At 66.8% G+C, this 15,169-nt stretch carries 13 protein-coding genes and 1 pseudogene; 13 read left to right on the forward strand and 1 reads right to left on the reverse strand.

Features of this window, described 5'->3' with window-relative positions:
* The first annotated feature begins 120 nt into the window (after positions 1 to 120).
* The 13 genes and pseudogenes from WKC72_RS06010 (at position 121) to WKC72_RS06070 (ending at position 14,390) form a co-directional block, all read left to right on the forward strand.
* Positions 121 to 1,320, forward strand: coding sequence for an ATP-grasp domain-containing protein (locus WKC72_RS06010; protein ID WP_370182032.1), 1,200 nt, complete (start codon positions 121 to 123; stop codon positions 1,318 to 1,320).
* Positions 1,317 to 2,222 carry a CoA-binding protein gene (locus WKC72_RS06015; RefSeq protein WP_037242899.1) on the forward strand — a complete coding sequence of 302 codons (906 nt, stop codon included), beginning with the start codon at positions 1,317 to 1,319 and terminating at the stop codon, positions 2,220 to 2,222. Before WKC72_RS06010 ends, WKC72_RS06015 begins: the two co-directional genes overlap by 4 nt.
* A gap of 30 nt (positions 2,223 to 2,252) precedes the next feature.
* Positions 2,253 to 3,875, forward strand: a complete 1,623-nt coding sequence (locus WKC72_RS06020) for an acyl-CoA carboxylase subunit beta (RefSeq protein ID WP_370182033.1) — start codon at positions 2,253 to 2,255, stop codon at positions 3,873 to 3,875.
* A gap of 41 nt (positions 3,876 to 3,916) precedes the next feature.
* A complete protein-coding gene (locus tag WKC72_RS06025; protein WP_037242897.1) occupies positions 3,917 to 4,435 on the forward strand; it encodes a biotin/lipoyl-containing protein in 519 nt (172 codons plus the stop codon).
* Positions 4,432 to 5,835, forward strand: a complete 1,404-nt coding sequence (accC, locus tag WKC72_RS06030) for an acetyl-CoA carboxylase biotin carboxylase subunit (RefSeq protein WP_370182034.1) — start codon at positions 4,432 to 4,434, stop codon at positions 5,833 to 5,835. Before WKC72_RS06025 ends, accC begins: the two co-directional genes overlap by 4 nt.
* A complete protein-coding gene (locus tag WKC72_RS06035; RefSeq protein WP_370182035.1) occupies positions 5,832 to 7,262 on the forward strand; it encodes a hypothetical protein in 1,431 nt (476 codons plus the stop codon). The genes accC and WKC72_RS06035 overlap by 4 nt, the downstream gene beginning before the upstream one ends.
* A gap of 6 nt (positions 7,263 to 7,268) precedes the next feature.
* Positions 7,269 to 8,765, forward strand: coding sequence for a pyruvate carboxylase (locus tag WKC72_RS06040; RefSeq protein WP_370182036.1), 1,497 nt, complete (start codon positions 7,269 to 7,271; stop codon positions 8,763 to 8,765).
* Entirely contained in the window at positions 8,758 to 9,183 is a 426-nt protein-coding gene (locus WKC72_RS06045) for a Zn-ribbon domain-containing OB-fold protein (RefSeq protein ID WP_370182037.1), read from the forward strand. Before WKC72_RS06040 ends, WKC72_RS06045 begins: the two co-directional genes overlap by 8 nt.
* A pseudogene (locus WKC72_RS06050) lies at positions 9,180 to 10,280 on the forward strand (class I adenylate-forming enzyme family protein); the annotation flags it as partial. The gene WKC72_RS06045 and the pseudogene WKC72_RS06050, both read left to right, overlap by 4 nt.
* A gap of 126 nt (positions 10,281 to 10,406) precedes the next feature.
* On the forward strand, positions 10,407 to 10,724 hold the full coding sequence (locus tag WKC72_RS06055; RefSeq protein WP_370184272.1) for a hypothetical protein: 318 nt from the start codon (positions 10,407 to 10,409) through the stop codon (positions 10,722 to 10,724).
* Positions 10,725 to 10,727: 3 nt separating this feature from the next.
* On the forward strand, positions 10,728 to 11,900 hold the full coding sequence (locus tag WKC72_RS06060; RefSeq protein WP_370182038.1) for a hypothetical protein: 1,173 nt from the start codon (positions 10,728 to 10,730) through the stop codon (positions 11,898 to 11,900).
* A gap of 91 nt (positions 11,901 to 11,991) precedes the next feature.
* Entirely contained in the window at positions 11,992 to 13,395 is a 1,404-nt protein-coding gene (locus WKC72_RS06065) for an MFS transporter (RefSeq protein ID WP_255221766.1), read from the forward strand.
* A gap of 236 nt (positions 13,396 to 13,631) precedes the next feature.
* On the forward strand, positions 13,632 to 14,390 hold the full coding sequence (locus WKC72_RS06070) for a YncE family protein (RefSeq protein ID WP_370182039.1): 759 nt from the start codon (positions 13,632 to 13,634) through the stop codon (positions 14,388 to 14,390).
* A 53-nt stretch (positions 14,391 to 14,443) separates the two neighbouring features.
* Here the strand turns inward: WKC72_RS06070 and WKC72_RS06075 are convergent, their stop codons facing one another.
* Entirely contained in the window at positions 14,444 to 15,124 is a 681-nt protein-coding gene (locus WKC72_RS06075; RefSeq protein WP_112300347.1) for a GntR family transcriptional regulator, read from the reverse strand.
* Positions 15,125 to 15,169 lie beyond the last annotated feature (45 nt).

Raw genomic sequence — 15,169 nt, forward strand, 5'->3', positions numbered from 1 at the left:
GAGTGATCGACGATGGCAATCACCCCGGTCGCTCGCGCTCACTTCCTTGAATCAGTTACCCGGATCACACTGGGAAACGAATCGAGAGGCCCGGGGAGGGCCCCAAACGAAGGAGACGCGATGCCCCGCGCCACTGAGAGCGCCGCAATGCCATGGCTGCGCAGGGTCGGCCTGACGACGCCCGAGTTGGTCGTCGTGACGGATGAGCACGAGCTTGCACCGGACGGGCCGGCGTTCGGCCCGCCGTGGGTTGTGAAGCCCGACGTCGCCGGCAGCGGCAAGGGCCTCGCCGGCCTCGTGCACATCTGCAGGTCCCGGGACGAGCTGTCCTCCGCCGTCGCCGCAACCCTTCGGAGCGGTGCGCCCGCGGTGGTGGACGAGTACATAGAAGGTGACGAGTGCTACCTCTCCATCGCATTGGACGAGAACGCACGCGGGGCCGTCGTGCGGGTGAGCGCCACCGGAGGTATCGGATTCGACGCGCACGAGGCGGCAGCCGTGACGGTCGGACTTTCCCGAGGCATCAACGACCCGATGGTCACCGACCTGCTGGACCGGGCCGCCGTGAACGATCCCGGGCTGCGGACCGCGCTGAACAGTACCCTGCAGGTCCTGTGGACCGCCTTCTGCGACGCGGAGGCCGTCCTCGTCGAGGTCAACCCGTTCCGCTGGGACGGTCAGCGACTGGTCGCCGTCGGTGTGGCGGTCGAGTTCGACCCTCACGGTCATCCCGACGCGCAGACACTCCGCCCGTCGGGACTGGTCGAACCCGACCCCGTCGTGGACCGCGCGCCCACCCCGCGCGAGCTGGCGGTCCGCGAGGCCGACGCCGCCGAACCGAACAGGGCGGGCATCAAGTTCTTCGAGTTGGACGGCGACGTCGCCTGCATGATCACCGGCGGCGGTGCGGGGCTTCTCGCCCTGGACTACCTGACCGACCTCGGTATCCGTCCCGCGTGCTACCTCGACGCCTCACCGGGTGCCGGTAGCGCGAAGCTGCAGACTCTGTTCAGTTCGGCGCTCTCCGTCCCCGGGCTTCGCGGGGTGCTGTTCGGCGGCGCAGTGCTGAGTCTCGCCGATGCCCGTGACGTGGCGGTGGAGTTCGCTGCTGCCGCGGATCGGGCCGGATTCGACTCGACACGGGTGCCGACCGTCGTCCGGCTGGCCGGCCCGCACGAAGCGGAGGCGCACGCCGTCCTCCGCCGGCGTCTGCCCGGAGCTCTCGTCCTGGATCGCGCAGCCTCGCTCGAAGACGCATGCGACCTACTGCTGACCGCGATGGAGCAGTCATCGCAGGAACTGGAAGGGCTCGTCCGATGATTCGTGAACTTCTCGAAGCCCGTTCGGGTCTTCTCGTGCAAGGCATCACCGGTAGGCAAGGGCAGCTGGAAACCCGGTGGATGCTCGATTCGGGTGTCGACGTGGCCGCCGGTGTCACCCCCGGCAAGGGTGGTTCCGCGGTGCACGGCGTGCCGGTCTTCGACACCGTCGCGGAAGCAGTTGCGGCGACAGACTCCCGGGTCGCGATGAGCTACGCGCCGCCGCACGCCGCCGCGGATGCGGTAGTAGAAGCCGCACAGGCGGGCATCGAACTGATCGTGGTCAGCTCGGAGAACATCCCGCAGCATCGCTGGCTCCGGGCGCTCGAGGTCGCGCGAGAGCACCACTGCCACGTCATCGGACCGAACTCCCAAGGCGTCGTCGTCCCCGGCGTGGGCCGAATCGGCTGCCCCGGCGGCAACGAACCGTGGCAACGGTTCGCGCCCGGCTCGGTCGGCATCGTCTCTCGCAGCGGCGGCATGGCCTCCGAACTGGCGATGCTGATGCGCAACTGGGGATGGGGAACCAGCGTGCAGATGTCCATCGGCGGCACGCCCGCGGTCGGAACCACCCTCACCGAAGGCGTCGAACTCGCCGCAAGCGACCCGAACACCCGTGCTGTGGTGGTGTTCGGCGAACCGTCCGGCGGCCAGGAAGTCGACCTGGCAGTCGCGGTGGCGGACGGCCGAATCGACGTGCCGGTCATCGCGATGGTGGCCGGGCGCGCCGGCGATTCCCTCCCGACGACTCTGCCGTTCGGTCACGCGCCGCGCAGCGCCGACGGCGCCACCGTGCAGGAAAAGTGCGCAGCGCTCGCCGACGCAGGGGTCCTCGTGGCCCGCTCCACCCACCACGTGCGCGCCCACCTCGCGGACGTACTGCCGGCCGCGGCGCTTCGCTGACCGCCATCCCTGACAGAAGGAATACTCGTCATGACCCAGATCGAATCCGGAGCGGTGGCCCCGGTCCTGACCGTCGGCACCAGCGCAGCGGACAGCACCGGCCGGCCGTGGTTCGAAGCGGAGATCGCCAAGCGCCGTGAGTTCGCTCTGGCGATGGGCGGCCCGGACAAGATCGAGCGCCAACACGCGCGCGGCCGACTGACGGCGCGCGAACGCATCGAACGGCTCGTCGACGAAGGAACGTGGCGCGAGATCGGCATGATGACCGGATCAGCCCGCTACGACGAACGAGGGCAGCTGATCTCGGTCGAGCCGTCGAATGTCGTGTGCGGGCAGGCGAAGATCGACGGTCGGGACGTCATCGTCGTCGCCGAGGACTTCACCGTCCGAGGGGGATCGTCGGAAGCGACCAACCCCGAAAAATGGCAGTACGTAGAGCGACTGGCGTTGACGTACCGTTGGCCGGTGATCCGGCTCGTCGAGACCGCCGGCGGCAGCGTCAACCTTCTCGAGCAGATGTCTGCCACCAAGATTCCCGGATACCCGCTCTGGCCGATGGTGGAGTTGCTGGCCACAGTTCCCGTCGTCGGAGTCGCGCTCGGCGCAGCCGCAGGCCTCGGCGCGGTCCGGGTATGCGCAAGTCACCTGTCGATCATGACGGCCGAGGGTTCCTACCTGTTTGCGGGTGGACCCGCAGTCGTGAAGAAGGCGGTGGGCGAGGACGTCACCAACGCCGAGCTCGGCGGCTCGGGTGTGCACGCGCGTGCATCGGGTGTGGTCGACAACGAGGCGGCCGACGAATTCGAGGCACTCGACGACGTCGTCCGATTCCTGTCGTACCTTCCGTCGAGCGTTCACGAGCTCTCCCCGGTGAGGGCCTGCGCCGATCCGGTGGATCGTCGTGACGAGGCCCTGTCCACGACGATCCCGGAGATCAAGCAGTACTCGTACGACATGCGCAAGCTGCTGGCCTCGGTCTTCGACGACGGGAGCCTGTTCGAGATCGGACGGTATTTCGGACAGTCTCAGATCACGATGCTCGCCCGTCTCGACGGTCACACCGTGGCGGTCCTCGCGAACGATCCGATGTGGCTCGGCGGATCGTTGACCGTCGATTCCGCCGAGAAGATCACCAGGTTCGTCGACATGGCCGACACATTCCACCTGCCGGTGGTGAACCTGATCGACCAGCCCGGCACGTTTGTCGGCCGCGACGCCGAGCAGAAGGGCACCCTCCGCAAGGGCATCAGGACGGCCATGGCCCTGGAGCAGGCTCGCGTGCCCTGGCTCTCGCTGTTCGTGCGTCGGGCCTACGGACTGGCCGGCGCCGCCTACGGCCCGATAGGCGGTGGCAGTATCAATCGGCGTCTAGCCTGGCCGACGGCGCACTGGGGATCGATCCCCATCGAGGGCGGCGTCGAGGCCGCCTACCGACGCACCCTGGCCGAAAGTGATGACCCGGACGCGCTCCGGGCCGAACTCTACGCGCGGTTCCAACCCGTGGAGAACCCGTTCCGAACCGCGGAAAGGTTTGGAATCCAGGACGTCATCGACCCCCGCGACACCCGTCCGATGCTGTGCGAATGGGTACGTCAGGCATACCGAATCCTGCCCGCACAGCTCGGCACGACCGCACGCACCATGCGCGCCTGACCGAACACCTCATCGCGAAAGCCACTTACGAGGAGCAGACCATGAATCTCCAACACGCAGACGTCCGACGCATTCTTGAACTACTGGACACCGCAGAGCATCTCGATTCGCTGGACCTCCGGATCGGCGACGTCGTCCTGCAGGCGCGCAAGCCTGGGGCCGCGCCGGTGAGTGCGCTGCCGGTCGAAGCTCTCGCGCCGACGACCTCCACCGCGGCCCCGGCCGTGCCGACGCCGTCGACCGCGCCGGCCGCCACGGTCACCGCGAGCAGCAGCCCGGCACCCTCCGAAGTCCCGGATCAGATGATCGCCATCCGGGCACCCATGCCGGGCACGTTCTACCGCACACCGGCACCGACCCAGCCGCCGTTCGTGGAAGAGGGCCAGCAGATCGACGCCTCCGCGACACTCTGCCTGATCGAGGTGATGAAAATGTTCAACTCGGTCCCGGCGCCGGCAGCGGGCCGGGTTCATTCGATCCTCGTCGAGCACGGTCAGGCCGTCGAGCACGAGCAGATCCTGATGATCGTCGATCCCACCGAGCCGGAGGCCGCAGCATGACCGGCGACATCCCAGTCGTTCGGCACGACATCCGGAGAGTATTCGTCGCCAATCGCGGCGAGATCGCGGTCCGCATCATCCGGGCGTGCCGTCACCTCGGCATCGAGACCGTGGTGGGGGTCTCCGACGCGGACGTCGACAGCCTGGCCGCGCGGATGGCCGACGAGGTCGTCGTCCTCGGCCCGCCGCAGCCGACCCACAGCTACCTCCGCGCGGACCTGCTGATCCGGGCGGCGAAGCAGACCCGTTGTGACGCGGTCCATCCCGGCTACGGATTCCTGTCCGAACGAGCGTCGTTCGCCCGTGCCTGCGGTGACGCCGGCCTGATCTTCATCGGCCCGACACCCGAGTCGATCGACAGCATGGGCGACAAGATCACGGCGGTGGGCCTGGCATCGGAGGCCGGGGTTCCCTGCGTGCCCGGCTCGGGGGCGGTGTCCGATCCGGACGAGGCTCTGGCGATTGCCACGGAGATCGGGTTTCCAGTGCTGATCAAGGCGACCGCGGGCGGCGGGGGCCGCGGCATGCGGGTCGTGGGCTCGGCGGCGGAACTTCCGGAACTGTTCAGGTCCGCGTCGTCGGAGGCGCAATCGGCGTTCGGCGATCCCACCCTGTACGTCGAGAAGTTCATCGAACGCGCACGGCACATCGAGATCCAGGTCATCGGTGATCAGTTCGGCAACGTCGTCCACCTCGGTGAGCGAGAGTGTTCGACGCAGCGGCGGCATCAGAAGCTGATCGAGGAGGCACCCTCGCCCGTGCTCGGGACGAACGAGCGGGCAGCCATGGGCGAGAGCGCGGTTCGTCTCGCCCGGAACGTGGACTACGTCGGTGCGGGCACCGTCGAGTTCGTGGTCGACGACCGAGACAACAGCTACTACTTCCTGGAGATGAACACCCGCATCCAGGTCGAGCATCCCGTCACCGAAATGATCAGTGGGCGCGACCTGGTGGCCGAGCAGATCCGTATCGCATCCGGGCTGCCGCTGTCTTTCACGCAGGACGAGGTGGTCCTGGACGGTCATGCGATCGAGTGCCGCATCAACGCCGAAGACCCCGATCGCGGCTTCTTCCCCAGTCCCGGGTTGGTCGAGGAGTGGGTACCACCGAGCGGGCCGGGCGTTCGGGTCGACACCCACTGCTACTCGGGATACACGGTGTCGCCGTACTACGACTCACTTCTCGCGAAGATCATCGTGCACGCCCCCACCCGAGCCGAGGCGATCGAGAAGATGAGCACGGCCCTGTCCGAGTTGACGGTCAACGGTCCGATGACCACCGCGCCGTTCCACCACTCGGTGCTCGCGCACCCCGACTTCGCCGCGGGAGCGGTCACCACCCGATGGGTCGAGGACACCTTCCTTCGTCAGTCCCTCACAGAGGCAGGAGCATCGGCATGAGCAGCCACCGGCTCACCTTCACCGACACCAGCCTGACCGACGGCCAGGCCGCGGTATGGGCGGGTGCATTGGATAATCGGATGGTCCTCGCCCCCGCCGCCGCGCTGTCGTCCAGTGGCCTCGCGGCGGTCGAGGTGCTGAGCCCGGCAGTCCTGGACGAATGCATGGCCCGCGGCGAACACCCGCTGCAGCGGGTGGAACTCGCCCATCGACACTACGGCCCGGTTCCGCTGCGGGCCACCGTCAACCTGCTGACCGGGCATGGGCGGCCGGGTGCCGACGTCCTCGGACCCACGGCGATCGACCGCTGGCTGACGGCACTGGCCGCAGCGGGCCTGCGGCAAGTGGTCCTGCTGGATCCGCTGCTGGATCCGGTCCGTCTCAAGGCCGCGCTGGAATCTGCCACCACCGTGGGACTGACCGCCATTGCCGCGCTTCCCTATACAGCCGACGACGGAGTGTCCGACGAAACCTATGCGGAGCGCGCCGCATCGCTCGCCGCTGCCGGCGCCGACCGAGTCATGCTGCGAGACGAGAGCGGAGTCCTGACACCGGACCGGGCGCACACCCTCGTCCCTGCATTGGTGTCGGCGCTCGGTGACACTCCCCTCGACCTCCACACCCGATGCCACACCGCACTCGGGACCGTCGTGGCCCTCGAAGCCGGCCGGCTCGGCGTCCGCGGCATCGACACCGCACTGCCCTCGGTCGCCAACGGCGGCTCCCTTCCGTCGCTGCCGTCCTTGATCCGCGTCCTGCGACGCGACGACGTTCAGGATCTGCCCGACCTCGACGCTCTGCAGTCCGCCGATGCGATCCTCGCCGGGATCGCCGATCAGGAAGGCTTGCCCGCGGCAACCCCGTGGCCATTCGATCTGGCGACGTATGTCCATCAGCTGCCGGGTGAGGTGGCGGCCGATTTCCGGAGCACCCTGCGTGAGCGCGGACAGTGGGCCGACCTGCACGAGTTTGCCGCCGAATGCGCGGCCGTGCGCCGTGACATGGGCGCACCGCCGATGGTGGCCCCCTTCGCCCGGGCGGTAGCCGAACAGGCGATGTGCCACTTCGGTGGGGAACAGAGATACGAGACCCTCCGTCCGGTTCTTCGCAGGTTGCTGCAGGGCGTGTACGGCACGGTGGACGGTGACCAACGCGCCGACCTCCAGGCGCGGGTCGGCTCTGTGCTGACGTCCGAATCCGACTCCCCGACAATCGAAGCGGATCTTGCTGCCGATGAGGACGTTTTGCTCGCGTGGATAGCCGGAGTCACGGTCGCGACCGTCCCGCGGAGAGTGGACGTGCAGCCCTACGAAGCGTCGACACCCTACGAAAGCCTCACCCGGGGATTGCTCGAGCGCGCCGGTCGCTACGCCACGCTGACCGTGTCCGCGCCCGGTCTCCGCATCCATCTGCAACAGGAAGGGTGAATCACCGTGCTCACCAACCTTCGTCACCTCGTCGAGGCCGACTTCGCCCGGACGGGTAGCCGCCGGACGATCGCCCTCACCGACGGCACACTCCGGGATGCGCATCAGTGCCTGTGGGCGACCCGGATGCGCACCGAACACATGCTGCCCATCACGAGGCGGATCGCCGACGCGGGATTCGGTGCCGTCGAGGCCATCGCGATGGTCGGCTTCGACGCGGGAGTTCTGTTCCTCAATCAGGACCCCTTCGAACGAGTGCGGCTGCTCGCTGACCGGATCACGACCGCTCCACTCCGCGCGGCCGTCCGCAGCAACCTGCTTCACGGCTTCTACCCGCAACCGGACGACATCAACGAGCTGTTCGTCGAGCGGATGTTCGTCAATGGCATCCGTGACTTCGCGGTCCTCGACTCCCTGCACTCGTGGGACAACGTGGCACCCGGGATCCGCATCGCGAAGCGGCTCGGCGCGAAGGTCACGATCGCTCTCGTGTTCAACCTCGCACCGGGTTACGACGACGATTTCTACGTCCGGCAGGCACGGGAGGTCATCGACAGGTTCGGCGTGGACACGATTTCCCTTGCCGACGCGGGCGGCAGCCTGACCGTCGAACGGACCCGGACGCTGGTACCGGCGCTGCGGGCGGCGATCGGCGAGACCCGGTTGGAGCTGAACACGCACTGTTTGACCGCGATGGGTCCGCAGGTCGCGCTCGAGGCGGCCGTGTACGGAGCGGATCAAATCCTGACCGCCGTCGATCCGCTGGCCAACGGCAACTCGTTGCCGTCGGCTCAGATGATGGCCCGGGATCTGCGCGCCCTGGGGTTCGATGTCGACGTCGACGACCGGTCACTCGACGAGGTCGGGGACTACCTGGGCAAGCTCGCCGCGCAACTGGACTACCCCGTCGGAGTTCCCGCGGAGTACGATCCCGCCAATTACCAGACGCAGTACGCCGGTGGCGCCATGACGAATCTCGAGGCTCAGCTGAAGGCCGCCGGAATTGCCGACAAACTTCCTGCGGTGATCGAGGAGATCGGACGTGTCCGCGAGGAATTGGGTTCGCCGGTCATGGCTACGCCGTTCCCCGCCATCGTCGCCGCCCAGGCCGTCATGAACGTCCTGAACGCCGAGCGTTACGCCGTGGTTCCGGACGAGGTGAAGAAGTATGTGTGCGGATACTTCGGTGCGCTGCCGCTGCCCGTCGACGACAACGTCAAGGACCTCGTGATGAACAACGGGTCGCGCGACATATCCGAGACACCGCCGCAACTCGACCCGATCCTGCCGGAACTGCGCAGGCGGTACGGACACCTGTCGCCTGACGAGATGATCCTGCGGTACATGTACGGCGACCAGAAGATCGACGCACTCGTCCCGGTCGAGGACAGCTTCCGCGTCGAGCAGTCGATCGTGGAGCTGGTGGCCGGCCTTGGGCGGATGCAGAGCACGCACAACGTGCGCCTGGTGGCCCCCGGAATCGAACTGCGGGCCAATGGCTGACACCACACTACGGCCGGAACCCCGGCCCACCGCCGAGACCGCGGGGTACTGGGAGGCTGCCCGGGAGGAACACTTGGTGGTCCAGCGCTGCGAGAATTGCGGGCGTCACCAGTTCTACCCCCGCGCTTTCTGTACCGCCTGCCTCTCCGAGAACCTCGAATGGGTGGAATCGGCGGGCGAGGGGAGCATCTACACCTTCACGGTCTGCCGGATTCCCGCCAATCCGTCGATGGCGGACAAGGTTCCCTATGCCGTGGCCGTCATCGACCTCGACGAGGGAGTGCGCCTGCTGACCAACATCGTGGACTGTCCGATCGATCGCATCCGCGTCGGTGCCCGCGTCGAAGTGCGTTTCGAACGGATCAGCCCTGAGACGACCCTTCCCCAATTCACTCTGACAGAGGTGGACGACCGATGATCACCGACTACTTCGACGCCGGTGCCGCCCGGTACCCGGAGCGAACGTTTCTGCAGTCCGACACAGTGCGGCTCAGCTACCGGGACGTCGTGGTCGCGTCACACGCGATCGCGCACGGACTGACCCGGGAAGGGCTGGCGAGCAGCAGGATCGGAATTCTGTCCCCCAACCATCCCGACGGCTTCGTGGCGATGCTCGGCATCCTGCGTGCGGGCGCCACCTATGTGCCGCTCAACGCCCGCGACCAGATCGAGGACCTGATCTGGTTCATGCGATTCACGGGGGTGTCGGCGTTGGTGTACCACGAGTAGTACCTTCCCCACATCGACCGGATCCGGTCCGAAGTACCCACGCTCACCGCCTGCATCGCGTTCGGTGAGCACACCGCGCCCGGGCTCAGCACCGAGGCCTGGAAGCGGGAGCACAGCGGACAGACCTGCAACACCCGACGAGACCTCGACGACATTGCGCTGATCAAGTCCTCCGGCGGCACCACCGGCCGCCCGAAGGCCATCATGCAGAGCCACCGCTGTCTGCTCGCCGCCTACCGGATCGCCAACCAGTTCACCGCACCAGCGAAGGAGCCGGTGCACCTGGTGGTTGCACCGCTGACCCACGCTGCGGGAGCGACGGCAATGGGACTCTCGGCCTTCGGCACCCGAAACGTGATCGCGCCGTCGACCGATCCCGCGACGGTCCTCGAACTGATCGAGCGGGAGCACGTCACGCACCTGTTCCTGCCGCCGACAATGATCTACCGGATCCTGGCGCATCCCGACGCCCGAACACGCGATTGTTCCTCCCTCGAGTACGTCATCTACGGCGCCGCACCCATGTCCGTCGACAAACTCGAAGAAGGACTGAAGCTGTGGGGTCAGGTCTTCGTCCAGTTCTACGGTCAGTCCGAGGCACCGGGTGTGATCACGTGCCTGTCCAGGCAGGATCACTACCTCCGCGACGATTCCGCGGGTGTGAAGCACCTCGCGTCGGCGGGCCGGCCGACCGGGGCTTGTGAGGTGGCGCTGATGGATGAGGCCGGCAACTTCGTCCCGGCCGGTGAGCGCGGGGAGGTCGTCGCCCGAGGTGAGCTGGTCTGTCCCGGGTACCTCGACAACCCCGAGGCAAATGCCGAAGCCCACCGCTTCGGCTGGCACCACACTGGAGACATCGGGGTCTTCGACGAGAGCGGATACCTCTATGTCGTCGACCGGACGAAAGACGTGGTGATCTCCGGCGGTTTCAACATTTACCCCAGCGAGATCGAGCAGCTGATCTGGTCGCATCCCGCCGTGCAGGATTGCGCGGTCGTCGGCGTGCCCGACGAGGACTGGGGTGAGCGGCTCACCGCGGTGATCGAACTGAAGTCGGAGTCCGAGGCGACCGCCGAGAACATAATCGAGATGTGCCGCAACCGGTTCGGAAGCATGAAGACACCCAAGCAGGTCGAGTTCTGGGAGTCGTTGCCGCGCAGCGCCGTCGGCAAGGTCCTGAAGAAGGACGTCCGCGCCAAGATCATCGCCGCCCACCTGCGGGCGGACTGAGAGATGGCGGACAACGCAGCACTAGCGGGACGGTACGCCGTCGTCGGGGTCGGCGAGACCGGTCTGGGCAAGGCGCCTGCCGGTGCCACGGCGCTGTCGCTGCAATGCCGGGCCGCCCGCCTGGCGATGGTCGAGGCCGGGCTCGCCCCGGCCGACATCGACGGGGTCTTCGCTCACTGGGACGACCGCGCGAACGCACTGCTCGTGTCCGAGTACCTGGACATCCACCCACGGTACGTCGACAACACGGTGGTCGGCGGGCAGTCCAACATCACCCACCTGCTCCACGCGATGGCGGCAATCGAGGCAGGCCTGTGCGAGGTCGCCCTCGTCACCTATGGCAGCACCCAGCATCTGGACAAGAGTCGCGCGCGGGGCGGCATCGTCCAGGACCCGCGGTCACCGATGGGCCAGTTCGCGACGCCGTACGGAATGCTCAATCCGGTCGGGTACTACGCCATGCTGGCCCAGCTGTACTCGAGCCGATTCGGCTGCGTGCCAGAGCAGCTCGGAGAGGTAGCCCTCGCCGCTCGCCGGTGGGCGCAGCTCAATCCGAACGCGGCACGCAGGGAACCGTTGACCATGGAGGACTATCTCGCGTCACCGGTCATCGCCGACCCACTCCGCAAGCTCGACATCTGCCAGATCAACGACGGTGCCGGAGCCATGATCTTGACGAGCGCGGGACGGGCCGCCGATCTGGCGCAGAAACCGGTATCGATTCGAGGTTTCGGTGACACCTACCGACATCACATGACGCCGCTCGGCAGCGAGGACTGGCTCGACAACGGAGCGCTACGCGAGATCGCCGACGACGCGCTGGCGATGGCGCGGCTCGACCGCCAGGACATCGACGTCGTCCAGATCTACGACGCATTCACCATCAACGTGCTCGTCGCGCTCGAAGGACTCGGGTTCTGTGAACCAGGTGGTGCCGGCACATTCGTCGGTGGCGGGCGAATTGCCCCCGGCGGGACGTTTCCGCTCAACACCTCCGGGGGAGGGCTCTCCTTCAATCATTCCGGTCAGTTCGGAATGCAGCTGATGATCGAAGCCGTCCGCCAGCTGCGCGGCGAATGCGACGCACGCCAGGTCCCGGATGCGCGTACCTGTCTCGTGCAAGCCGGAGGAATGGTCATGTCCGCATACATGGTGATGATCCTCGGCACCGACTGACCCATCGCTGAATCTGCGCCCAAATCCGCGTCTTTCGACCGGGGCCGGTCGCGAACTTCGTCGACCCCGAATACACCCAAGGAGGTTCGTCATGGACAAGACCACTGCGGCGCCAGAAGTCATGGTGACTGCCAACCTGCTGTCGCGTCTCGACCGGCTGCCGATGACGCGGACAGCTCTGCTGACAACTATTCTCGTGACCGTCATCTGGGTCGCCGAAGGGTTCGAAACGGGGGTCATCGGGCCGATTTTGTTGCTCGTCAAGGAGCCCTGGGGCCTGACGGCTCAGGGAACCGCCCAGCTCGGGATCGCGTCCACCGGCGGCATCATCGTGGGCGCAGCCCTCGCCGGCCGCGTCATCGACCGGTACGGCCGTAAAAGTGTTCTACTGTGGGGTGTTTCGCTGTTCTCGCTGTTCTCGGCGCTGTGCGCAGTATCAGCGGATGTCGGGTGGATCATGGCGATGCGTGTTCTCGGCGGGCTCGCATTGGGTGCGGTCTTCCCCATTCCGTACCTCATGCTCTCCGAACTGCTCGGTACCCGATCCCGCGCCAGAATGATCGCGGCGGCGTCTGCGGTGCTCGCGCTGAGCTATCTGGTCCCGCAGGCGGCGGCCCTCGTCATGGTCGGTCATCTGCCGGTCGATCTGGCCTGGCGCATCCTGTTCCTCCTCGGTGGCCTGCCGATCCTCGCGGTGCCGCTGATCTATCGGAATCTGCCCGAAAGTCCTCGGTGGCTGTTGTTGAAGGGTCGCGCAGACGAGGCGCGGGCACTGGTCGAGCAGCTGGAACGCGAGGCCGGGTACAGGCACGAGAACGAGCTCGTGCACCCGGAGATCGCCGCCGTCGTACGGGTCGAATACGAGGCGGGCGCCGAACGAGGAAGCGGGACAGCCGATCTGTTTCGCCGGCCACTTCTCGGGAGATTCATGCTGTGCCTGCTGATCTGCGCCGGTGCAAGCGCGGGCGCCTATGTGCTTTTGGTCTACGCCTCGGTCATGTACGCGGATATGGGGATGACACCCCGGGGAGCGTTGGTCACCACCATTGGAATCATCATTGCCGGCGCGGTGGGGGCGATCGCGGTGGGACAGTTCGCCGACAGGCTCGGCCGCAAGAAGACCTTCCTCCTCTACAGCGTCGGCGCGATCTTCGGATTCAGCGCGCTCGCACTGTCTCAGAACATTGCACTCGCTGTCACATGCGGGATTGTCAGCGCGTTCTTCTGCACGGGTTTGGTTCCCTTCACCAAACTGTTCACTTCCGAGCAATTCCCCACCCATGCGCGGGGAACCGCCGCCGGATTCGTGGAATCCGCGAGCAGGTGCTTCGGTGGAGTCCTCGTCGTCGCATCGATCCCCTTCATACAGACGACGCTGGGGGCGAGTGCACCGTTCTGGCTGATCTGTGCGATCTTCCTCGTGTGCCTCGGCCCCGTCATGTTCGGTGCTCGTGAAACCCGTGGCATGAGCATCGACCAAGCAGGAGCGGCCTGAGTTCCCTCCTCGCTTCGACGAGGCTGCCGTTCGGCACAACTCGGACATTCCGCACGGCTGGCGGTGAGAGAATGGCGACTACGGGAGATCCGTAGTCGACGGGAGAAGTCGTGGACGGAATGGTCGGCGTTCACAGGCCACGCAGGCGAGCAGCCTGGATTGCCGTGGCCGCGATCCTTTTCACCGTTGCGGCATGCGGGCAATCGCGGAGCGACTCCACCGTCGACGATGCCCCGTTGGGGACACCCACAGTCACCGCCACGGTGAATGTCGGTGAGGGACCACTGCTCGATGTGACGGTCGACCCGTCCACCGGCACCGCATACGTCACCAGCAGTCGCGACGACTTGCTGTCGATGATCGACGCCGACGGCGGCATCAGCGCCATCGAGGTGGGCCGGGCCCCGGCCGGGGTGGCGGTCGATCCGTCCACCCACACGGCGTATGTGACGAGTCTGGGCGAGGGCGCGGTGTCGGTGATCGACATCGGATCGCGGACCGACACGGCCACCATCCCGGTCGGTGCCGTGCCCCAGGGCATCGAGGTGGATCCGTCGACCCACACCCTCTATGTCGCCAACGTCGAAGACGGTTCGGTGTCCGTCATCGACACCGGGACCCGCACCGTCTCCGCCACCGTCGAGGTCGGGAACCGGCCCGGGGGAATGGGCGTCGATCCGTCGACCCATGCGCTGTACGTCGCGACGACGGGACCGGGCGGGGCAGTGTCGGTGATCGATCCCGAAACCCTCACCGTCACAGACACCCTCCAGGTCGGGAAGCAGCCCTACGGGGCGACAGTCGACCCGTCGGCGCGCACCGTGTACGTCACCAATTTGGATGACCGTTCGGTGTCCGTGATCGACACCGAGACCCGCACCGTCACCGACACCGTCCCGGTCGGGAGCGGTCCGCAGGGTGTGGCCGTGGACCCGACCAGCCACACCGCCTACGTCGTCAACCTCGACGACTCGGTGTCGGTGATCGAGCGGTAGCGGAGTCGGCTCCCCACGCGGTCAGGTTCGGAGCACCGCCGCCTGGGGTGCGCTCACGGTTCGGTCAGCTCGGCCTCGGGGCCGGGAATGCCACCGAGGGCCGCGGCCAGGCGTTCCCGCGCCCGGCTGAGGTGGCTGGTGAGTATCTCCGCGGCCGCGTCCCCGTCGCCGGCTGCGATGGCATCGAGTATCTGCTGATGCTCGGCGGCGATGCTCTGGTTTGTCAATAGATGCTTGCCCTGAACCTGGACCATGCACAGCCGCACTTCGGACACCAGCGCCCGGAAGGCGCGGCTGGTCCGTGGGCTGCCCATCGCGGTGACCAGCGCCGTGTGGAACCGCATGTCCGGTTCGACGATCGCGAGCGGGGTGGCGTCGGTCATCGCCGAGATCTCCGCATTGGCGTCCACGGCCTCGTCGGGAACGATGCGGGTCTTCGACAGTTCGCGCAGCACGGCGGCTTCGAGATGTTCGCGGGTTCGGTAGATGTCGCGGACGTCATCGGGCCCGAGGTTCGGCACGCGTGCGGTCTTGTGGGTGCTGCGCTGCAGCAATCCCTCGCCCACCAGCTTCTCGATGGCCGCTTTCGCGGTCGGTCGGGCCACTTCGTAGCTGCGGGCAACTTCGGCCTCGGTCAGCGCGTCGTCGTGGGTGAGTTCGCCGGAAAACAGTCGTTGACGCAGCTCCACAGCCAGCGCGTCGACTATCGAGAGCGCCGAGACCCGTCCCGCCATGTCGATCTCCTCCACTCGTGGATGAACTACCCGATCTTCCCACGA

The organism is Rhodococcus wratislaviensis, assembly GCF_041228765.1.
Lineage (GTDB): Bacteria > Actinomycetota > Actinomycetes > Mycobacteriales > Mycobacteriaceae > Rhodococcus_F > Rhodococcus_F wratislaviensis.